Origin of the sequence: Clostridium taeniosporum (genome assembly GCF_001735765.2) — a bacterium.
Taxonomy (GTDB): Bacteria; Bacillota; Clostridia; order Clostridiales; family Clostridiaceae; genus Clostridium; species Clostridium taeniosporum.
The window spans coordinates 2,884,109-2,907,506 of sequence record NZ_CP017253.2 but is presented as its reverse complement, the minus strand read 5'-3'; the positions used below and the strand labels follow the sequence as shown (position 1 = coordinate 2,907,506).

General features: G+C 25.4%; 14 protein-coding genes and 2 pseudogenes. 10 read left to right on the top strand and 6 right to left on the bottom strand.

The window, feature by feature from the left end; translation table 11 throughout:
- Positions 1-45: 45 nt before the first annotated feature.
- Together BGI42_RS13135 and BGI42_RS13130 are read right to left on the bottom strand one after the other, a co-directional pair.
- Positions 46-381, bottom strand: a complete 336-nt coding sequence (locus BGI42_RS13135; protein WP_069680732.1) for a hypothetical protein — start codon at positions 379-381, stop codon at positions 46-48.
- Positions 382-510: 129 nt separating this feature from the next.
- A complete protein-coding gene (locus BGI42_RS13130; protein ID WP_069680731.1) occupies positions 511-1,686 on the bottom strand; it encodes a cation diffusion facilitator family transporter in 1,176 nt (391 codons plus the stop codon).
- Positions 1,687-2,647: 961 nt separating this feature from the next.
- Here BGI42_RS13130 and BGI42_RS13125 point away from each other — a divergent pair.
- On the top strand, positions 2,648-3,937 hold the full coding sequence (locus tag BGI42_RS13125) for a M18 family aminopeptidase (RefSeq protein WP_069680730.1): 1,290 nt from the start codon (positions 2,648-2,650) through the stop codon (positions 3,935-3,937).
- Between the two features lie 647 nt (positions 3,938-4,584).
- Positions 4,585-6,752: pseudogene (locus BGI42_RS13120) on the top strand (MBL fold metallo-hydrolase).
- A 396-nt stretch (positions 6,753-7,148) separates the two neighbouring features.
- Here the strand turns inward: BGI42_RS13120 and BGI42_RS13115 are convergent.
- On the bottom strand, positions 7,149-7,400 hold the full coding sequence (locus BGI42_RS13115; RefSeq protein ID WP_069680728.1) for a hypothetical protein: 252 nt from the start codon (positions 7,398-7,400) through the stop codon (positions 7,149-7,151).
- A gap of 1,289 nt (positions 7,401-8,689) precedes the next feature.
- Here BGI42_RS13115 and BGI42_RS13105 point away from each other — a divergent pair.
- The 3 genes and pseudogenes from BGI42_RS13105 (at position 8,690) to hepT (ending at position 13,939) form a co-directional block, all read left to right on the top strand.
- Positions 8,690-11,005 carry a cell wall-binding protein gene (locus BGI42_RS13105; protein ID WP_069680726.1) on the top strand — a complete coding sequence of 772 codons (2,316 nt, stop codon included), beginning with the start codon at positions 8,690-8,692 and terminating at the stop codon, positions 11,003-11,005.
- 675 nt (positions 11,006-11,680) lie between these two features.
- Positions 11,681-13,480, top strand: coding sequence for a PspC-like choline-binding domain-containing protein (locus tag BGI42_RS13100; protein WP_069680725.1), 1,800 nt, complete (start codon positions 11,681-11,683; stop codon positions 13,478-13,480).
- Between the two features lie 83 nt (positions 13,481-13,563).
- Positions 13,564-13,939, top strand: a pseudogene (gene hepT / locus BGI42_RS13095) (type VII toxin-antitoxin system HepT family RNase toxin).
- Between the two features lie 183 nt (positions 13,940-14,122).
- Here hepT and BGI42_RS13090 read toward each other — a convergent pair.
- A complete protein-coding gene (locus BGI42_RS13090) occupies positions 14,123-15,964 on the bottom strand; it encodes an O-antigen ligase family protein (protein ID WP_069680724.1) in 1,842 nt (613 codons plus the stop codon).
- Positions 15,965-16,377: 413 nt separating this feature from the next.
- Here BGI42_RS13090 and BGI42_RS13085 point away from each other — a divergent pair, with 413 nt between their 5' ends.
- The 3 genes from BGI42_RS13085 (at position 16,378) to BGI42_RS13075 (ending at position 18,115) form a co-directional block, all read left to right on the top strand.
- Positions 16,378-17,193 carry an RpnC/YadD family protein gene (locus tag BGI42_RS13085; RefSeq protein ID WP_069680723.1) on the top strand — a complete coding sequence of 272 codons (816 nt, stop codon included), beginning with the start codon at positions 16,378-16,380 and terminating at the stop codon, positions 17,191-17,193.
- Between the two features lie 338 nt (positions 17,194-17,531).
- Positions 17,532-17,777 (top strand): AbrB/MazE/SpoVT family DNA-binding domain-containing protein, encoded by a 246-nt coding sequence (locus tag BGI42_RS13080; RefSeq protein WP_069680722.1) that lies wholly within the window; start codon positions 17,532-17,534, stop codon positions 17,775-17,777.
- Entirely contained in the window at positions 17,777-18,115 is a 339-nt protein-coding gene (locus BGI42_RS13075) for a type II toxin-antitoxin system PemK/MazF family toxin (RefSeq protein ID WP_069680721.1), read from the top strand. Before BGI42_RS13080 ends, BGI42_RS13075 begins: the two co-directional genes overlap by 1 nt.
- A 58-nt stretch (positions 18,116-18,173) precedes the next feature.
- Here the strand turns inward: BGI42_RS13075 and BGI42_RS13070 are convergent, their stop codons facing one another.
- Positions 18,174-19,310 (bottom strand): glycosyltransferase, encoded by a 1,137-nt coding sequence (locus BGI42_RS13070; RefSeq protein WP_069680720.1) that lies wholly within the window; start codon positions 19,308-19,310, stop codon positions 18,174-18,176.
- A gap of 18 nt (positions 19,311-19,328) precedes the next feature.
- Positions 19,329-20,759 carry an undecaprenyl-phosphate glucose phosphotransferase gene (locus BGI42_RS13065; protein ID WP_069680719.1) on the bottom strand — a complete coding sequence of 477 codons (1,431 nt, stop codon included), beginning with the start codon at positions 20,757-20,759 and terminating at the stop codon, positions 19,329-19,331.
- 265 nt (positions 20,760-21,024) lie between these two features.
- On the opposite strand from BGI42_RS13065, the gene BGI42_RS13060 reads away from it, so the two are divergent.
- On the top strand, positions 21,025-22,041 hold the full coding sequence (locus BGI42_RS13060) for a glycosyltransferase (RefSeq protein WP_069680718.1): 1,017 nt from the start codon (positions 21,025-21,027) through the stop codon (positions 22,039-22,041).
- Positions 22,014-23,393, top strand: a complete 1,380-nt coding sequence (locus tag BGI42_RS13055) for a hypothetical protein (RefSeq protein ID WP_069680717.1) — start codon at positions 22,014-22,016, stop codon at positions 23,391-23,393. The genes BGI42_RS13060 and BGI42_RS13055 overlap by 28 nt, the downstream gene beginning before the upstream one ends.
- Positions 23,394-23,398 lie beyond the last annotated feature (5 nt).

Genomic DNA, 23,398 nt, shown 5'->3' with positions numbered 1-23,398 from the left:
TATAAAAAGCGTGGCGTAGACATTTTTTAAGACACAAGTTATGTTTTAGAAATAAAGGAATCCAATAATTAATAGAATAATTATTGCAATCAAAATGTAAAGCCCTGCATTAGTACTAGTACCGACATCGTTTTCTTCAGGAATATTTTTTTGAGATTTTGCATTTTTTTCAATTTCTTCGAGCTTTGAATTGATAGTAGAATTATCAATTTTTTCTTGAGATTTAATTGTTTCTTTCTGATTTTTATGTGAATTTGAAAATTTTCCTACAGGTTTTTCTTCTAAATCATATCTTGGAAATATCTTTCCAAAAGCATAACACCCAGAAGTTATACATTCATTTTTTTCTCCAAGTTCTTTATTACAATAAGGACATTTCATAAGATTCACCTCCCCTTATAATTTAATTAACTGATTTTTATAAATAAAGTCATAACATATATAGTATAGAAATAAAAAAAATATACCTTTTATAAAGTATTTTATGCTTTATAAAAGGTATATGTTACATTAAAAGTAGTGCTTATCTAAGGTAATTATGCAATTATATTGAGGATGGATTGATTTAACTCTTGATGATACAGTATTTATTATATCTTCATCTTTGTAAGTAGCTTTTGAAGAATCGCTTAAAACCAAATCAAAAATTAAATTTTTATGTTCACCATCACCAACAATTCTAAAGTCGTGAATAGAATCAATATAATCATATTCAGTTATTAACTTTAATATTTCATCATATGCTTCTTTAACTTCACCTTCAATTATACATACAGGATCCATATGTATAACAAGGTAAATTTTTAGTTTTTCAGAAATTTCTCTTTCAGCTTTATCAATTATCTCATGAATTTTCATTATATCAATATTGGCAGGGATTTCAGCATGGATAGAAGCCATACATTTTCCAGGACCATAATTATGTATAATTAAATCATGAGTTCCTGTAATATGTTCATAAGACAATACCATATTAATTATTCCTTTAACAAGTTTAGGATCAGGTGCTTCACCTAATAATGGATTAAGAGTTTCTTTTATTAAAGAGAATCCTGAATAAACTATAAATCCAGCAACTACAAGTCCAATAAATCCATCAATAGGAATTGTAGTAAATTTAGAAGCTAAAAAAGAAATAGCAACAGTAGTGGAAGTAAAAACATCTCCTAATGCATCTACAGAAGCAGCTTTTAGTGCTGAAGAATTAATTTTATTTCCCATAAATTTATTAAAACCAGAAAGCCAAAATTTAAGTCCAATTGATATTAAAAGAAGAATAAATGGTATAGTTTCAAAATTAACTGATTCAGGGTTTATGATTCTAGTTAATGATGATTTTATAAATTGCAAACCAACAAGCATAACCATAAATGCAACAATTAATGCAGAAAGATATTCTATTCTTCCATGTCCAAAAGGGTGTTCTTTATCAGCAGGTTTACTTGCCATCTTAAAACCTATTATAGTTATAAGAGATGATGCCGCATCAGATAAGTTATTAAATGCATCGGCAATGATAGCAATACTGGAACATAAGATTCCAACAGAGATTTTTATTAAAAATAGTATAAAATTAATAAGAATTCCTATGAGTCCTCCAACAATGCCATAAGAATTTCTTACTTTATCATCATTAGTATTATCACTATTTTTAATAAGTTTACTAACGAGAAATTTTGAAAACATAAAATCACCTCTATATATTTATATTAGACATATGAAAATAAATAACAAGTTAAATACGCTATGGATATTTTGTGAAATACAATGACTTTGGCTTTGCTAATAGTTGTGCTATTAGTAGGTTCTAAGAAAAAAGTAGTTCAAAAAATAAACTAGCATACTCACCAGTTATTTATTGGAATGTGCCTTAAACATTTTAATTCTAATATAGTAAGTAATATTTGTAAAACATAATATTACTATAACGTTTGAATTAATATATGTAATAAATAAAATACTATTTTATTTATTACATATATTAATTAGTATCATAGTCTTTAATTAAGTTTTTTATTCTTTAGAAAAGTATATTTTTTATAGATTATATTTTTGTTTAAAGATTAAGAAATAAAACCTAAAAAATAAAAAATAATCATATGCCACACCATTATTCCTGCACTACGTTTGGAAAGGGTGCATTGCTAAAAAAACGATGGCTCCACAGTGGCCTTGGCGATTTTTTTGATTTTTATATGCTATATTTTAGTATTAAGTTAATAAACATTAAAAATCTTATATTAATCTATTATAACTTAGATAATAATGTAATATTTAAGTCTGGATTTTAGATTTCTCATTGTTTGATTTAAGTTGCATTATTTGATAATATGACTATATTCATACATTTATTGTATATGTAATAAATATTAGTAAATGATTACTTAAAAATTTATTTTAGGCACAATGAAAAAAATAATAAGATCATCTATGAGTATATTTTCCATCATCCTGCCTGAACAAAATACCATAATAGGTCCACTATGATAATACTTTGTCTTCTTGGATGGTGAAAAAATATTCATGGCAATTTTGGACTTTTTATTTTATTTCATGTGCCTTATATGTTTTAAAAATATATTTTTATGATTATGCTTATAGTATAATGTAACGTTTTATGCTTATTATATGGAGAGGAGAAGAAATTATGAATAAAGCAAAACAATTATTAAATTTTATAAATAATAGTAAAAGTGCATTTCATGGTGCTCATGAAGTTAAATCAATTCTAGATAAAGAAGGGTTTATAGAAATAAAAGAATGTGATAAATGGAACTTAAAACATGGTGGAAAATATTATGTTATGAAGAATGAATCAGCTATAATTGGTTTTGAAATTGGAAATGGAGATATAGCTGAAGAAGGATTTAGGTTAATAGGAGCTCATACAGATTCACCAGGATTTAGAATAAAGCCACATGCAGAAATCACAGTAGAAAATCATTATGTAAAATTAAATACAGAAGTTTATGGTGGTCCAATACTTAGCACTTGGTTTGATAGACCTTTATCAGTAGCTGGTAGAGTTACATTAAAAGGAAATAATCCTTTAAAACCAGAAGTTAAGTTAGTAGATTTAAATAAGCCAGTATTAATAATACCAAGTTTAGCAATACACATGAATAGGTCTATTAATGAAGGTTATAAATATAATAGACAAAAAGATACATTACCATTACTTACAATAGCTACTGAAAAATTAGAAAAAGATGGTTACTTAATTAAGTTGATTTCTGAAAGTTTAAATGTAGATGAAAAAGAAATAGTAGACTTTGATTTATTTTTATATGAATATGAAAAAGGATGCTTATTTGGAATGAATGAAGAATTTATTTCATCAGGAAGATTAGATGATTTATGGATGGTATATGCAGGTCTTGTAGCATTACTTCAAAGTAAAAATAATAAAGCTACTAAAGTATTAGTTGCACTTGATAATGAAGAAATAGGAAGTTTAACATCTCAAGGTGCAAATTCTTCATTACTTGAAAATATACTAGAGAGAATAACATTAGCTCTTGGAAAGGATAGAGAAGATTTCAAAAGGTCATTATCAAATTCAGTTATGATATCAGCAGACTTAGCTCATGCTCTTCATCCAAACTATGCAGAAAAACACGATCCAACAAATAGACCACTTATTGGAGAAGGTCCAGTTATAAAAATTGCTGCATCAGGAAGTTATTCAACAGATAGTTATGAAGCAACAATATTTAAACAAGTCTGTGAAAAAGCAAATGTACCATGTCAAGAATTTGTAAATAGATCAGATGTTAAAGGTGGAACAACAATAGGACCAATAACAGCATCTAAATTAAACATACCTGTTATAGATATGGGTGCACCATTACTTTCAATGCATTCAATAAGAGAACTTGCAAGTGTTAAAGATAATGAATATACAATAAAGGCATTTACAGAATTTCTTTCATTATAAAATAATAAATATGATTTAATCTAGTGTTTATATTGTAGGATTAAGTTTATGGACTTGAAATTTAGTTTAATAATTCTAGGAATTAAATTTAAATTCTACTATGTTAAATCATATTAAAAAATTAATTTCAAATAAAATATGATTTATGAAATAAAAAAGTTGTTGTAGCATAAGAGGATTAAAATCTCATAATGTTACAGTATTTTTCTATAATTTTAAAAAATATTTATAATAAAAAAAGCGTGGTTTTCACGCTTTTTTTATTCTTTAGAAAATTATAGAATTTTTAAAGTCTGAAAGGCTGATGAAATCTAGGTTAAAGCAAATATTAGTTGATAATTGAGAGTGGAAAGTGGAGAGTTAAGGAAAAAATTCCTGGCAGAATTTTAAAGTATATATTTTTAGAAAATCTTTAGGATTTTCAACCAAAACTTTCAATTCTCAATTATCCACTGTCAACTAAAAAACGTAGCGCAGCCACTTTGTTCTTCTTTAAGAAATTATATGGTTGGAAGATCTGCGTAGAGGTATAGAATTTTTAGAGTTTGAAAAACTAAACATGTGGCATAGTCACTTTTTTTCTTATGTATATGGAAAATGTTACACCTCAGGGGTATAATATATGAGGAAAAAGTTTTAGGGGAGGGATTATTATTTTTAATTTAAGCAAAAAGATTATTGCATTTGTTATGGCAATAACATTTATAAGTGGTATATGTCCAAGTGTAAATGTATATGCTGCTACAAGAGATATTTCAACTAATGAAGAAAAAAGTTTATTAGAAAATCAATCACCAAAAGATAAAGTTAAAGAAAATAAAGAAAATAAAGATAAATCAAAAAAAGATAATTTAGAAAATGATAAATTATCTACAAAAGAAACACAAGAAGACAATTTAATAGAAGATAATGAAACACAAGAAGATAATTTAGAAGAAGATACTGATGAAACTTTAGATGAAGAAGATAAAAAACCATCACCAGGTTGGCATGTGATAAATGGGAAAAGATTCTACTTCACAGAAGATGGTATGTTACAAAAAACAGGATGGTTTGAAATTGAAGAATACATAGTTAAAGGAACTGAATATAATCCTCAAGTTTATCAACCAAGTCTAAAGAAAAAAGAGGATGTTAAAACTAAAAAAATAAAAATAAAAATAAGAAGAAGATTAAATCAGATATAGAATCAGAAGAAAAAATAAAAGATAATGACAAAACAGATGATGATAAAATAGAAAAAGAAAATAAAAATTCTGAAGAAAATACTGATTTGGATAATATAAATGAACAAGAAGATGAAGATATTGAAGAAAAAAATAAAGAAGAAAATGATATAGATGAAGAAAATGATATAGATTCATATAGTACAAGTATTGAAGAATATGAGGAATATGAAGATGAAGTAGTAGATCCAAGCAAAGATCCTAATTATGTACTTCATGAAGATACTTACTATTTTAATGATGATTACTCAGTTACTACTGGATGGAAAGAATTTAATGGTAATTGGTATAATTTTAATGAATATGGAGCAATGAGAACTAATTGGAATTATGTAGACTATAAATGGTATTACTTTGATTCTGATGGTGAAATGCAAAGAGGTTGGATAGAGGTAGGAAATGATAAATATTATCTATATAAAACAGGGGAAATGGCTAGAGGTAAAATGAATATAGATAATAAATGGTATTATTTCAATGGAAGTGGTATATTACAAACAGGATTTTACACAAGAGATGGTAAAGAATATTATTCTAACAAAAATGGTGAAATGTTATGTAATAAATGGATAGAAAATAATGACAACAAGTATTATGTTAAAGCAAATGGAGAATTAGCAATAGGAAATATAATTATAGATGGTGAAATTGAAAGTTTTACTGAAAGTGGTTTATATAAAGCTAGAGGAAAAATAGATGAGTACCTTTATGTGAAATATTTAGATGTTGGAAATGCAGATTGTATATTTATTAAGCTACCAAATGGAGAAACAGCATTAATTGATACTGGATTAAATACAAAAGAGAGTGAAAACAAAGTAATTAATTTCTTAGATGATCAAGATTTAAAAGAAGATAAAGATGGGAATAAAATAATAAATCATGTTATAATAACCCATCCTCATTCAGATCATATTGGAGGATTATATAAAATTCTTAAAACATTTAATGTAGAGAAAATATATATGCCTAAAAAGAGTTATTTGGAAGATTACTCAGATTTAGAAGATTCTTCAGAATTAGAAGTAGTTGTATCAGAATCAAATGATAAAAAGATAATGAAAGAAGATTACGAAGTATTTAAAAAGACTATGGATTTGATAGATGATCTTGGTATAGAAGTTATAAATGCAGTAAATGGACAAAAAATAGATGAAGAAGGCATTTTAAAATTTATCAATGAAGACAAGTTATTTGTTAAGCCACTTGATAAAAGAGTTTCAGCAAAGTATTGGGAAATAAATAATCAATCAGCAGTAGTATACTTAAAATATCATGATTTAGGTGCATTATTTACTGGTGATATAGAATGGTTAGCAGAAAAAGATATAGTAGATTCAGATCTTTTAGAAAATTCAAAGGTAAATGTATTAAAGGTTCCACATCATGGAATAGATACATCTTCAAGTTATACATTTGTAAGTTATGTTAAACCAGATATAGGAGTAATTCCTAGAGCAACTGATGAAATAGTAAAAAATAATGCTTATAACAATTTAATAACAGGTGGAGTAACTTTATTTGAGACTGGTCTTAAAGATGGCGTATCATTATATGCAACAGAAGATGGATGGAATGTTCAATATTAAATTTATTTCAAGGGGACTTATGTTTTAATATAATGCTAATGGATAGAGAAATTTAATTTAAGAGTTCTAAAAATAAAGATTAGTCTAATTAATGTGAGTTATAATTAATACTTGGACAAGCAATGAATGTGATTGTTAAAAGGAAACTCTACTTGGATAAGTAAGTTCTAAAATCCAAATGTAAAATTGGGTTATCACTTAATAATACTAAACAATTAAATTTCAACATCATTACATCCTTATATTTAAGTACAAAGAATAAATTAACATTGAATATATATGAGATAAAGATGCTGTAACTTATATATTTTAAAATAAGTATAGAAAAATAAAAAACAGGATACTAAATGATTTTTACATCATTTAGTATTCTGTTTTTATTTTGTGAGTTTTAAATTATTCATTATAATTTTTAAAATAATTTTTTTCTGGATCATTGCTGTTTAAATCAGAAGATTCATTAGATTCCATATCTTGAGTATAGTCAAATTCCATTGAAGCAATATTGTTTACTACAATATCGTCTACAGCTGGATTAGGTAGATTAACAGCAACTGTTCCATCTTCAGAAACACTTTCTATTTTGTCCTGGGTTGGATGGTAGTCTGTTCTCACCTTTGGTAGATAAGGTGATTTTTCATTATTCATAGAATATCACTTCCTTAATATTTTAAAAAAAGTAATATATTAAAATAATATATTAAAGAAATTAAAATAAGTTAAAAATAATGTTTATTTGGAGGCATTAATATTTACAATAATATTATTTGGATAAATTCAGAATTAATACTAGGTTAAATTTGTAAAAAGAAATTGTACCAAAAAATAAATTTAATAGTTAATATTTCTTGAGTTTTTTCTTAAGAAAACCTTAATAGAGAAAAAAATCCAAAAATAAGTACCGAAATAAAAAATCAAATTTGTAATGTATAGTGTAAATAAAAACAATTTATTTATTTTTCTTATCTTAAATCTTATCTTAAAGTCATTTTAAGTATAATCTTTTTAAGATTATAGACTGGTTAAGAAATCTGTTTAGAGTTATTTATAAGTAATAATTCTAATTTAGAATTGTCGACAAAAAAATCAAGAAAAATTTTTAGGTACCAAATAAGAGTATTTGCTTATAATAGTTAACATGATGGTAAATTAAGCTATATCCTATAATAATTAAATAACTATTATGAATTTAAACTTTACAAATTAAGCTATACTTTTATTGAAATATAAACATTATAGTAAAATAACTATTACATTAGCGCTTTAAAAACGGAAGGTGACAGTACCTTTAGTTATTGTACTTAATATTTGTTTTTACTTAAGGTAGAGCTATAAATAAAAATATTAACTATTATAAAAAAATAACAATTTAAGATAAATGATTAAGCTTTAATATATAAAAATAAATATAGAGTTAAGGCTTTAAGATAATGCAAAAAAGATAAAGAAATAATATAAATTTTAATAATCTAGACTTACCATATCTATATAATAATTTAGATTAGGATATTTAGAAAATTAAATTTATTATTTACAAAGAACAATTTAGGCATATGAAAATAAATATGTAGTCAAAGATGCTACGGATATTTTGTGAAATACAATGACTTAATTTCTGCTAATAGCCATGCTATTAGTAGGTTATAAGAAATAAGTAGTTAAAAAAATAAACTAGTATATTGATTAGTTATTGATTAGACAATGTGCCTTAATAAAGATAAAACAGAATATTAATAAAAAAGATAAAAATAAAAAGATAAATAAGAAAAATACAATAAAATGGGATAAAAATAAAATAAGAAAAATTAATAAAAAATTAATAAGAGATGACAAGAAGATATATATAAGAAGAATTAATAAAAAGAGTAAATTAAAATGTAAATCGTACAAGTTTAATATTTGAATTTTAGAATACGCACATCGAAAGGGGAAAGAATATGATAAAAAGAGCAAATAAAATAACATCATTATTATTAGTAGCGGCGGCGGTAACTACATTAGTTCCAGCAACTGGTGTAAATGCTGCTGATTACAAGAGAATAAAATCTGAGGACGGTACAGTTTATAACGCTCAAGCATATAAAGGAAAATTCGTTATAGATGGAGATATAAAAGACAACGATACAGAAGGCGTATATTTCTTTAATGATGGAAAGTATAAAGAATTAGAAGACGTTGATAGTGGATCTGAATTTAATGATGTTTTCAATGAAAAATATCTTGATATAGATGGAGATTACTTTGTTGATTTAACTAATGGTAAGGTACATGATGATGAGGATTTTAAGGCAGATGAAATTGATGATGCAGCAGTTGAATTAAGAAAAAAAATAAGAAATAAAGCAGATGACAGATATTCAGATGATGATAAATACAAGGATGACCTAACAGAACTTAAGGGTTCAAAATATGGTGAAGCTTGGTTTGAAACTACTTATACTGCTGATGATAAATATACTAATGGTGGAGATGGTGAAACACCAAAACAATTAACAGTTTATACAGATATGAAGGGAAATTATATTGATGCTGACTACGATTTAGGAAAAATCAAAGTAACAGCTAACGGAGATAATGTTAAGATTGATAATACTGATGAAGAATTTGATGTAGGAAATATTAAAGATGCATTAAGAGCTAAAGTAACAGACCAAGATGTTATAGCACAAGATTCTAAGAATATATATAGAAAAGCAACAGTAACAATTTATATAAATTCATCACTTGTTAAAGATGGTGTATTATCAATAAATGATATAAAATCAGCAGTAGATAATGTAGAAGGAACTGAAGTAGAAGGTAGTGTTAAAAAAGCTATAAAAGATGAAGCTTATAAGGCTGCAGATTTAGAAGGTGCAACAATTGACAAAGTAAAGACAACAGCTTCAGCAGTAAGTCTTGTAAAAGGAGAAGCTGATAAATTAACAGCAGATTCAATAAACACACTTGCAGGTATTAAAAATGCTAAAACAAAATCAGAAAACGGAATTATAAAAGCAGTTCAAGATACAATAATTAAATCAGCAGAAAAAGCATATAATGAAGCAACAGAAAATAAAGATGCAAAAGCAATTAATGCGGCAAAAAAAGAAAAAGAAAAAGTAATAGCTGATGCAAAAGAAATTGAAAAAGCAGTAAATGAAGTTAAAGCTAAGAGTACTTCTAGTGTTAATATAGAAGAAATTAATGGAAAAGAAATAAGTGATTATAGTGATGTATTTAAGAAAAACTCAGATGGATCTGTAAGTTTTGAAACAATACAAAAAATATCAAAATCACAATCTTCAAAGGATATAGATGGAGCTCGTTATTCAAAGGACGTAACTACTTATGTTATTTCTGATGAAGATGGTAAACACGAAGATCTATTAGGTGGTAATTTTACAGCAGTAAAAGGAAAACTTGTTGAATATAAAGTAGATGGAGATAATATAAATGCTCAAACTATTGAATTAAAATCAAAACATGGACATTATTATACTGATATATCTGATGATGAAGACAGAGATTTAGAAAATGAAGATGCTTATGATATAGATGTTGATGGTAACATATGGGCTTTAGATGGTGGTGCTATCTATAAATTTGATAATGATGAAGATTGGGACAAGATCTATAAAGTAGATGGTTCTATGGAAAAATTATCAGTTTATGATAAAAACAATATAGTTACTTGGAATGAAGATGATGATGTATATTCAATTATAAGAGAAAAAGATTCATCAGAAGATAAAGACAAAGACAATGATTCTAACCAAAAAGTAGGTTGGGATAAAGACAACTATGGAAATTGGATATTCTTCGATGCTAATGGAAATCAAGTTAAACATGACTGGGTTAATGATGGAGGAAAATATTATTACCTTAACGAATACGGTATAATGCAATCTAATAGATGGGTATGTCCTTTTGGAAATTGGTATTATTTAAATGCTGATGGATCAATGGCAAGCTCAGGTTGGTTAAATGATAGAGGAACATGGTATTACCTAAATTACAATGGAAACATGTTAACTGGATGGCAAATTTTAAATGGAACATGGTATTACATGGATACAGCATCTGGAGCTATGAGAACTGGTTGGATCAATGACAACGGAACATGGTATTATTTAAACGGCAATGGTTCAATGAAAACTGGTTGGTTAAATGATAGAGGAACATGGTACTATTTAGATGGTTCAGGAAGAATGCTTTCTAATACAACTGTAAATGGATATAGATTAGGAGCTAATGGAGCTTGGATTAGATAAAATACAAGCATAAAGCGTTTAATATATGCATAAATAAAATTATATTTCAATATTAAGCATATTTAAATCTATAATATATATTTAAAAAATCTACACTAAGGCATAAGAATGTGCCTAACAATAGCGTTGATATTATTTTAAATTACAGCTTTCCCTCGTAATTAGATATCGATCTATAGATAATAAAAGAGAACACTTTTTATGGGTGTTCTCTTTTTTAATACATAGAAAAGTATAGAGTTTTTAAAGTTTAGAGGATTGAAAAAAATAAGTTAGAGCAATTATCAACTCTCAACTAAAAAAGTGGTGTAGCCACCTTTTTCTATTAAAAGAATACAAAAATTCAATTTAATTAAAGTATTTCAATATAATTAAAATATTTCTATATACTTGATAATTTTAATTAAAATAACAAGTATATTTATTACATATTATGAAATTATTTTTAATATAGATAAAATTTATAAGAAAAAAATATAAAAAAAGTTAAAAAAACTTAAAAATATTACAAAAAAATATAAAGAAGGACAAAAAAAGTACCGAAATATTAAAAAGTGGATGTATTGTATTACGAAAAGAAAAAAGTGAATAATATTCCACAAACAATTTAAAGATAAAACTTTAAATTGACCAAGGATAAAAATTAAAAAAGTGGAAAACTAGGAGGAAGAAAATATGTTTAATAGAGCAAACAAAGCAACAGCTTTATTAGTAGCTGCTGCAGCTGTAGTATCATTAGTTCCAGCTACTGGAGTTAACGCTGCTGATTACAAGAGAATAGAATCTAAAGATGGTTCTGTATATAATGCACAAGCTTATAAGAATGGAACTTTCGTTATCGATGGTAACATCAAAGATGGAGATACAGATGCTGTATACTTCTTAAATGAAGGAAAATACACTGAATTAGAAGATGTTGATACTGGATCAGATTTAAAAGCATACGGAGAAAAATACGTTGCTGTTGATACTGATGATTACTATGTTGATTTAACAAACGGTAAAGTAAAAGATGAAGAAGTAAAAGAAGATGAAATTGATGATGTTGCAACAACTTTAAGAAAAGAAATGAAAAGAAATGCTGATGACAGATATTCTGATTATGATTCATTTAAAGATAAATCATTAGAAGCAATACCAGGAAACAAATTTGGTGAAACTTGGTACAAAACTACTTATAAATCTCAAGAAATAACTAATGGAACAACAACTGGTGTTGAATTAAATGTTTATACAGATGTTAAAGGTAACTACATAGATGCTGATTACAATTTAGGAAAAGTAAAAGTTAAAGTTAACAATGGAGAAACTACAAGTTCATCAGTAACAGTTGATAACACTGATGATAAGTTTGATTCAATAGCTAAAAATGATTTAACAGCAAAAGTTACAGATGCAGAAGAAATAGGACAAGATTCTAAGAACATATACAGAACTGCAACTATAACTGTTGATGCTGGAACTAACACTGTTGTTCAAATCAATGGAAAAGATGTAACTAAAGATGCAACTGCATTTGAATCTACTGATGGATACAAAACAGTATCATTCAAAGTAATCCAAAAGATATCTAAAGCTCAAGCTTCAGGAGATATTGATGGAGCTAAATATGCTAAATCAGTAACTAACTACGTTATAGCTAATGATGATGCAGAAACTGAAAAATTACTTGCTGATGCTAAATTTAGCATAGTTGGTGGAAAAGTTATAGCTCATACATTTGCTTCAGAAAAAGTAAATGCTGAAACTATAGAATTAAAAACAAGCAGAGGATTCAACTACGTTGATATTACAAAAGCTGATGAAGAAAAAGCTGAAGTTGTAGAAGTTGATGTTGATGGAAATCTTTGGAGATTACAAGGTGGATATGTTTACAAATTTGATAACGATGAAGATTGGGATAAAGTTTACAAAGTAGACGGATCTATGGATAAAATGTCAATTTACGATAAAGATAACATGATTCTTTGGAATGAAGATGATGAAGTTTATTCAATAATCGGTGGAAAAGAAGATTCTGAAGAAACTGAAGAAACTCAAAAACCAGAAGTTAATACTGGATGGGCTAAGAACTCAGACGGAACTTGGTCTTTCGTTAATGCTGATGGAACTAAAGCAACTGGTTGGTTAAACAACAATGGAGCTTGGTACTTCTTAAATGCAGCTGGAAACATGCAAACTGGATGGATCAATGACAACGGAACTTGGTACTTAACTAATGCTTCAGGTGCTATGTTAACTGGATGGCAAAACGTTAATGGAACTTGGTACTTCATGCAAGGATCAGGAGCTATGAAGACTGGTTGGATCAATGACAACGGAACTTGGTACTACATGCAAGCTTCAGGAGCTATGAAGACTGGTTGGTTAAACGACAATGGAACTTGGTACTTCTTAAATGGTTCAGGAAAAATGCTTTCTAACACAACTGTAAACGGATATGTTTTAGGAGCTAACGGAGCTTGGATCAGATAATTTAAGTTAATATTTTTATCATATTAAATATTATATATAGGCACTCCCCATGTGGGAGTGCTTTTTTTTGAATAAAATATTAGTTGAGAATTGATAGAGCATTAAATAGAATAAATGAAGTTTATGATAATGATCATAATAATTTAAATGATTATACTAAGCAAGATTCTATAATTTTAAATATACAAAGGGCTTGTGAAGCTACAATTGATTTAGCAATGCATATTGTATCTGAAAAACCTAGGAATTCCACAAAATAGTAGAGATGATTTTGAAGTACTTAATACTAATAACATTTTTGATGATGAATTAACTAAAAAGATGAAATCTATGGTAGGTTTTAGAAATATAGCTGTACATGATTATAAAGCTGTTAGTATGAAAATTGTTCAAGCTATTATAGAAAATCATTTAGGTGACTTTAAAGAATATATTTATCATGTAAATAAACTAGTGTAGGTAAAATAAAATGTTTAAAACTAAAAAGTAAAATTCCAGAGAATCTTAAGTGATTAATTCTGGAATTTTATATTATTTCAAACTTACCATAATAATATTCAAAGAAAGGATGCATTAGATTAGCTTTTACACAAATCTCACTACATCCCTTATTTTAATAATATTTAAAACTATAGATAAATTTTAATTTATTTGATTTCTTTTTTTGTTTAAGTAGTTTAGTGAAACACCAACACCAAGTATTATCCAAAACATTGGTGCAACGCTTATTACTGAATCATTAAACATACCTGCAAATAAATATCCTACAATTCCAAGGCAAGTTATTCCACCTAATATTTGCGATTCATTATATTCTTTCTTTAATGCATATAATTTAATACTATCTATAATGTAAATTAACATTATTCCAAGGAATGCAATTAAAGCAATTACACCATCGTTTAGGGCTATTTGCATATATAAATTATGTGGTTTATCTACAATCATGTTAGGATTACCATAAGCGTAGTATTTACCCATTAAATCATTTTGTGGGAATATATAAGCAAATGTATCAGGTCCGTTACCTAATAATAAAGTTTCTTTCATAATAGGAATTGATCTTGACCAAATATATCCTCTTGCAGAACCTAATTTTTCTTTTCCTTTAAAACCAAAAGTTTCAGGATATTCTACATCAATATATTTAGTTCCATTTGCATCTCTTAAATGTATACTGTTATCTGTCTTTAATTTAAACATAAATGTTGGATTATTATTAACTTGTAACATGAAGAAGTCTGCTTTGGTAGAAGATTTACTTGACTTACCAAATCTAAAAGAAATATTTTTAAAGTTTTCATTATTAGTTTTGTAAACTCCATCTACCATATCATATTGAACAGTTTCATTATTAGAATTTCTAAATACATAAATTCCATTTTCAAAAGATATCTTTAAAATATCCTTTGGAACTGTTATTTCAATATCTTTATCAACGTGTTTTATATCACTTATAGGAGTTTCAGCTCTGTAATCTACACTACTTGTGTTATTAAATACACTAAATATATCAGAAACTAAAGAAGGTACTCTTTGAAAAAGTTGTCCCTTAGTAGCAACATTACCTCCAATAGCTAATATAGCAACACAAGCTAAAGTTATAACAAGAGGTTTCCAACTTTTAAATATTACTTTTCCAAATATAATAAGCCCTAAAATAATAGCTACCAATATACCTATTATACCAGCACGAGATGTACTACCAAATAGTAACCAAACAGAAAGTAATGAAAATACACCTAAAATAACTTTGTTAAGTACTTTCTTTTCAAATATAGTTAAAGAAAATAATATAGGTAATACAAGCCCTACAAAACTACCTACATAGTTATAATGATATAGAGTACCATAAAGTTTTCCTTTTTCATATAGTAAGCCTAATCCTTGTTCACCAATTTTGTATTTACTAGGAACAACTAAAGCAATACCTAATTTACTGTTAATTAAATCATTTCCTATGTATTGAAATATTCCTAGGAATGAATTGATTAAAATTACAATTAGTATAGGAATAATCATGTATTTATAACAATGTGTACTTTTAAATGCATATATAGAATATAGAAAAATAATCATATAGCATGCAATGGTTATAAACCCTTCAGCTCTATCATAAAATCCAAAGAAGGCAACTTCTTTATGTTGTGAAAGCATAGCTGAAAGAAAAGTACAAATTAAAAAAATACCAGTACAAATTAAAATTGCAGTAGTAGTTTTATCTCTTTTTTTAAATAATTTTTTAAATGAAGATAAAGCTATTATTATAAGTATTACAGAAAAAATAGCTAACCAAATGGCTTTATATTGTGAAAAAAAGTCACCTTTACTTGCTTCTGCATATAAATCTATACCAGCGTCATCTAATTTAACCAATTTAAGTCTTACTATAAGAGGAATTATGGTTAAAATAAATGTAATAGGCAAGAAAAATCCAAGGGATTTTTTCTTTAAATTGTCTTCAATTTTTTCAAGAAGATACATATTTAACACTCCTAAAATATTATTTTTTATGTAGTAAAGTAATATTAATATATGTATAAGTAAAGTGGACTAAGTAATTAAAATTAGGAATACTAAAATGATTATAGTCCCATTTTAGCTTGCTCTAAATATAAAATTTTGACAAGCAGTAAATGTGACAATATTCATTAAGAATTCTCAAACTTTAATTACAATGCCACTATACCTATTACATATATTAATATATTTCTAAAATATAAATTGATTTAAATATTTTTTGTTAGATTAATTTATATTATATCATTGTAAAGATAAGTGTTGCAAGGAATGGGAATGTTGAACAAGGTTTTATAAAAATAAGAATAATAAGTTTAAAGAATTAGGGAAGTGGAATATAATATATAATATAGATTGTTGCAGTAAGGAGCGTGGATATGAAAAGTATAAATTATGAAGATATGATAATGAAAAGAGCCATGGATGTTTTTGCTGAAGAAGGATTAAAATTTTTTGGTATAGAAAAAAAGGTCAAAGAAGTGAGTTCAACTGAGATAATAGTTTTAGAAGCTAAAAATATGTTTATGGATTATACTTTTCTGATGGAGGACGATACATATATACACATAGAATTTCAAACTACAAATAAAGGCAAAATAGATTTAAGAAGATTTAAGGCATATGAGGCATTATTTGAGCTTCAAATGAATAAAGAAATAACTACTTATGTTATATATTCAGGAAATATAAAAAATCCAATAAGTTCATATTCTAGTGGAATAAATACTTATAATGTTAAAGCCATATCTATGTCTAATAAAGATGGTGACAAAGTATTTGAGGAAATTATGAATAAAATAAAACAGGGTCATAAAATAGAAAAACAAGATTTAATAACTTTAACATTCACACCCATAATGGGAGGGCAATCCGATAAGGTAGATAGAATCTTAAATGCTATAAAAATAGTAAAAGGTATTGATACAGAATATAGATATGATGTTGAAACAATTTTATATGCTTTTGCAAATAAATTTTTAAAAGGTAAAGATTTAGAAAAAGTAGAGGAGGAATTAAGTATGACTGAGCTTGGTAAAAGATTAATGGAAAGAGGAGAAAATAAAAAGGTTATAGAGATAGTTAAAAATTCCATAAAAAATGGACTTAACAATGAAATGATAAGTTCTATAACTGGATTAACATTAGAAAAGATTCAAGGAATAAGAGAAACTCTTGAATATACTGAAGAATAAAAATTGTTTGAATTATTTGCAGCCTATAAAGAATATTAGATGGAACAATAGATAATTTTGTATTTACACAAAATTATCTATTGTTCCTGCTATGAAGAGGGGAAAGTATTTATTTAGCATAATTATCCATATTATTTAAAGGATGATCAGAGCAGTTCTTTATTAAATTTATCTCTTTTTCAAATAATTTTTTTATTAAAAATAAAGCTATTAGCTATTATAACAAGTATTACAGAAAAAATAGCTAACCCAATTGCCTTATATTGCGAAAAAAAGTCAGCATTTATTGACTAAAAGTATATACAATGTATATACTAATAATAAAGGAGTTGATATTTATGTATGCTAATATTCAACGTTGGGGAAATAGTAGTGCTCTTAGATTACCAAAAGCAATTTTAGAAAGTGCATTTTTGAAGGAAAATGATAGAGTTGAAGTTATTGCAAGTGAAGAACAAATTATTATAAAAAAAGCGAAAACTATAAAGCATAAAACTTTAGCAGAAAGATTGAAAAATTTTAATGGTGAATATGAAGCAGAAGAATGGAATACGGGTAAAATAGTAGGTAAGGAGATTTGGTAATGCAGTATAATCCAAAGCAAGGTGATATTATATTCTTAACCTTTGATCCACAAGTTGGCCATGAACAAAGAGGAAGAAGACTAGCACTTGTTGTTAGTAATAATACTTTTAATAGTTTTACAAGTATAGCTGTTGTTTGTCCTATTACTAATACAAATAGATATATACCAATTCATGTACCACTAGATGAGAGAACTAAAACTACAGGTGTTGTAATGTGTGATCAAGTTAAATCATTAGATATAAAAATGAGAAATGCAGAGTTTGTAGAAAGAGTGCCACAAGATATTTTGGCAGAAGTTATTGATATAATAGTTGGATTTGTTGAATTTGAATAAATATTAAAAATAAGCATGTACTGTAAAATGGAGTTTGGTTTTGCAGTACATGCTTTTATTAAATATGAGATTTATATTCATTACAAATGATATCAACTGTATTATATAAAACATTATCTATAGAATATTTTTTTGCATATTTTGAACTTTTAATTTTCATGATATATTGCAAATTTTTATCTGAATATAATTTTTTTATATAGTTGCAAAATTCATTTATATTATTATATTTAAATAAATAACCATTTTCATTGGGCTTAACTAAATCATTATGACCTTTAATATCTGATGCTATTATTGGTAATCCAACAGACATTGCTTCAACAATATTAAAAGGAAGACCTTCTATTCTGCTTGGAGAAACGCATACATCTGAAAGTTGATAATACATACAAGTTTTTTTTGTATATCCTGTAAAAATCACATTATCATTAATATCTAACTTTTTTGAATAATTTTTCATTTCATCAAGCATTTGTCCATCACCAAGTAATAATAATTTAATATCTTTGACACCATCATCTATTAATTTTTTTAATGAATTTAGTAAAAATATTTGATTTTTACGTTTTGAAAATTCAGCCACATATATTAAAATAAAATCTTTATAAGAAAAATTATTTTCTTTTCTAATCAATAACTTTTTTTCTATACTTATTGATGGAAAATTTTTAATATTAACACCCATGCCTTTTATTAAATAAATATTCTTTTTAAATAAATTGTATTTTTTTGCAATATTATAGTCTATTGAATTCATTACTATTATGGTATCAGTAACAGATTTTACAAACTTTTCAGCTGAAAGCATGGTTGCTTTTTTTATAAATTGTATATTATCATCGAATAAGTATCCATGTACAGTATTTATAATTAGTTCTGGTTTTTTACATAGCATCATTACAGAGAGCCTAGTAAAAAATGCAGCTAAAGTAGTATGTAAATTTACTATATTATAATTTTCGTTTTTTAGAATTTTCCTTATTTTAATTGAATTATAGAAATTTTTTATTGAAAATATGCTTTTTTCAAATTCAATTGGTATTATTTTATCAACATAAGGAATATGCGATTTATTGTTTACCCTCCCTATAACATGAACTGAATATCCTTTTTCTTTGAATTCTTTTAAATAAGGAATATGAAAATTTTCTATATGAGATAAAGTAGAAGCTACAAAAAGTATTTTTTTCATAATTTCACTCCAATATTTTTATTTATTGCATTTTAGATTTTCTACATCACTAATTATGGATTTATTCTTTATAATGAGTTTTTCATTATTTTTAAAGCCTTTAAAAGCTGTTCTGAATAATATCACTATATCCATAAGCATGTCCCAATTTTCGATATAGTGTATATCATATTCTATTCTCTTCTTAATAGAAGTATCTCCTCTAAAACCATTTATTTGAGCTAGTCCAGTTATTCCGGGTTTTACTTGATGTTTTACCATATAAAGAGGAATTTCATTTTTAAATTCATCAACAAAATGAGGAAGTTCAGGCCTTGGACCTACTAAACTCATGTCACCTTTTAATACATTAAAAAATTGAGGTAATTCATCAATAGAAAATTTACGTATAAAAGCTCCAAATTTAGTTTTCCTAGGATCATTATTTGTACTCCAACCTGTATTTTCTTCATTATTAACTTTCATAGATCTAAATTTGTACATTGTAAATATTTTTTTATTTAATCCAACACGATTTTGTTTAAATATAATTGGTCCTTTAGATGTACACTTTATTATTAAAGCTGCAATTAACATTACAGAGCTTGTCAACATAATTAGTATAAAAGATCCAATTATATCTAAAGATCTTTTCATAAATGCATTGCCAAAGTTATCAAGAGGTATTCTTCTTACATTAATAATAGGTATATTTCCTAATTGATCAATATAAGGTTTGCTAGGAATATATTTATAGCAAAATGGTATTATAGAAATCTTTGTGCCACTTTTTTCACAAGCAGAAACTATGTTTTCTAGATATTTTGCATCTTCAATATCAAGAGCACAGATAACTTCATCAGCATTATATGTACTTAAAATTTTATATAAATCATTGAAGTTTCCAAGTTTTCTTCCTTCAAAGTTAGAAGAATTAGCAATATATCCAGCATAACTATAACCAAAGCTCTTATTTTCTTTAATTACTTTTAAATACTCATTAGCAGTTTCGCCAGCACCTATAATTATTACATGTTTTAAATTCATTCCATTAGAACGCATTTTTGATAATGTTTTTCTTAATATTAATCTTTTAGATAAAATTAAAGTAATATTTACAAAATAAAAGATTACAATAACCCATCTAGAGATATTAACTAATTTAAAAATAAATAATGATGATAATAATAAAGCTGTTAAAATGGTATTTCCCTTAATTATTTGAATAAATTCTTTTTTGAAAGCTGTTGTTCTAAATGAATGATATAAATTTAGAAAGTTATATATAATTAAATTTATTGGAGCAATAATAATTGTAAACTGTATATATTTAAGTAACCTAATATAATCAGTATTAGGTGAAAATATATGAAAACGAATTAAATATGCTAAGATCATTGATATAAATAAAATTAAAATATCTGAAAAAGCATTAATTTTATTCAATAAATTTTGATTTTCTTTTATCATTAACATCTTCCTTTACATAAAATTATATGAGGTTATATGTCAAAAAGCTTGTTTATATTTACAATGATTTAATATAAGATTAATCTATATTATTTATTTCATGCTTACATATAATTTGATAATATCATTGTATACATAAATTTGCAATGTACATGAAATCTAGTATAGGTAATATGTAGAAAGGATAAATAAATGTAAATTCATTTATTTATTTAATACTTTATGTTAAAATAATTGATAGTAGTTACAAAAATGAGGTGAATTTGTGTTTCTTAGTATTGTTATACCAGTATATAATGTAGAAAATTATTTAAAAAGATGTTTAAATAGTATACTGGAATGTAATTTAAAAGATTATGAAATAATTTTAGTTAATGATGGAAGCACAGATGGAAGTTATAATATATGTATACAATATAAAGAAAGATATAAAGAGATAAAGGTTATAAATCAAAAGAATGGTGGACTTTCTAATGCAAGAAATACTGGCTTTAATAATGCAAAAGGAGAGTTTATTACTTTTATAGATAGCGATGATTATATAATAACCAAAAATTTCTATCATTTAGTAAATAAATTAAAAAATAAAGAAGATTATAAAATTGATATTATTGTAAGTGATTTTTTTAGGGTTTCACCAAATAATGAAATAATAGATAGAATTAATCAAATACATGAAAGTGAAGAATTAATTTGTGACAAAGATTATATAATGGAATTTTTGAGAAAATATGGATGTTTTTGGAATACATGGCGTTTTATTTATAGAACAGAGTTTTTAAATAATAACAATTTTAAGTTTAAAGATGGTTTTTTATGTGAAGATATTGATTTTTCAATAAAAACACTTATAAACTGTGATAATATAGCTTTTTATCATAATCCATATTATTGTTATATGTTAGGGAGAGAAACTTCTATTATGAGTAATATAAGTTTAAAACGTATATATGATTATTTAATAATAACAAAAGAAAGTATAGATTTGTTAGAAAAAAACAGTAATATATTTTTTTCTAACAGAATGAAGGAAAAGTTAATTATAGAATATATTTTAAATTTAGCTACCATCTATGAAGTAAATAAAAAGAGTAGAAAAAGAGCTAAAAAACTATTTATTGAAACACAATATGTATTAAATATGACAGAAAATAAAAAATATAAAACAATTAATAATTTAATCAATATATTTGGAATTTCTTTAATTTCCTTTGTATTGTTTCTTTTAAAGAAGTTAAGGAGAATAATAAGAATATGGAAGAAAAGTATTCTAAGAAAATAAATTATTATAAAAAAGTTTTAAAAAAATATGATAACTATTCAAATTTTTATGATTGTGCTAATACTATGCTTGAAAATATACCAGAAAGTATTTGTTATGAAGATAGTGTGATATATAAAACTACTATAATGGTAACGGCACCTGTTTTAGTTAGTTACGTATTATATATATTAAAAGATGCTCAGAATAAAAAAATGGAAAGATTATATTTTCTTTCAAGAGATGGTTATATAATGTATAAAATCGCTAATATATTGTGCCAAAGTTATGGTATAGATATAGAGTGTAGATATTTATATTGTAGTAGATTAGCTTTAAGAGCTCCACTTTATTTAATAGATAAGAAGGAAGCAATGGAAAAAATTTGTGAAAAAGGAGAAAAAATTTCAATAAAAATAGTTTTACAGCGTGCAGGAGTTTCTGAAACAATACAAAATGAAATAATTAATCAGTTAGGTATAAAACAAAAAGATAAATCGTTAAATGAGGAAGAATTAAAAATATTAAAAGAAAAATTGAATAAAAATTTGTTATTTACTACTGAAGTATATAAGTACGCAAAAGTTAAATATGAAGAAATATATAAATATTTTAAACAAGAAAAATTAATAGAAAATAAAAATTATGCAATTGTAGATGTAGGTTGGTTAGGAACAATGCAAAGGCATATAAGACAAATTCTTTTATATAGTGGATATAATAAAACCATAAAAGGATATTATTTTGCAATGTTTGAAGATGGAAAAAAGGAAGATGGAGAATATAATTGTTTCTATTTTTCTAAAAAAAATAATAGCTCAAGAAGAATTCTTTTTAATAACAATATATTTGAATGTATGTGTAGTGCAAATCATGGAATGACTATTGGGTATAATAGTAGTAATGAAGGAGTTATAAAACCAATTTTTAAAGATTATAAAGAAAAATGGAATGTAAATCTTCAATTAATTACTATAGAAAAATATACCAAAAAATTTGTAGCTTTAAATAAGTGCAATGAAATCAAAATAGATTGTTTAAATAAAATAATTAAAACGTTACTTGTAAGTTTTATGATGTTTCCAAGTAAAGAAGAAGCAAGTGTATATGGAAGTATTCCTTTTTGTGATGATTTCACAGAAGGATATACTTTTAATTTAGCAGATATTCTTAATAAAGCAGAATTATATCAATATTATATATTTTACAAAATATATAAAAAATTATTTTTAAAGAAAAAAAATGAAAAGTTTCATGAATCATATTGGATTAATGGAACTATTCAATTATCTAATATAAGATTTAAAAAAATATTTAATTTAGGTTGTATATTGTCTGAATATATTCATTATTTAATATATAAGTTAAAATAATATAA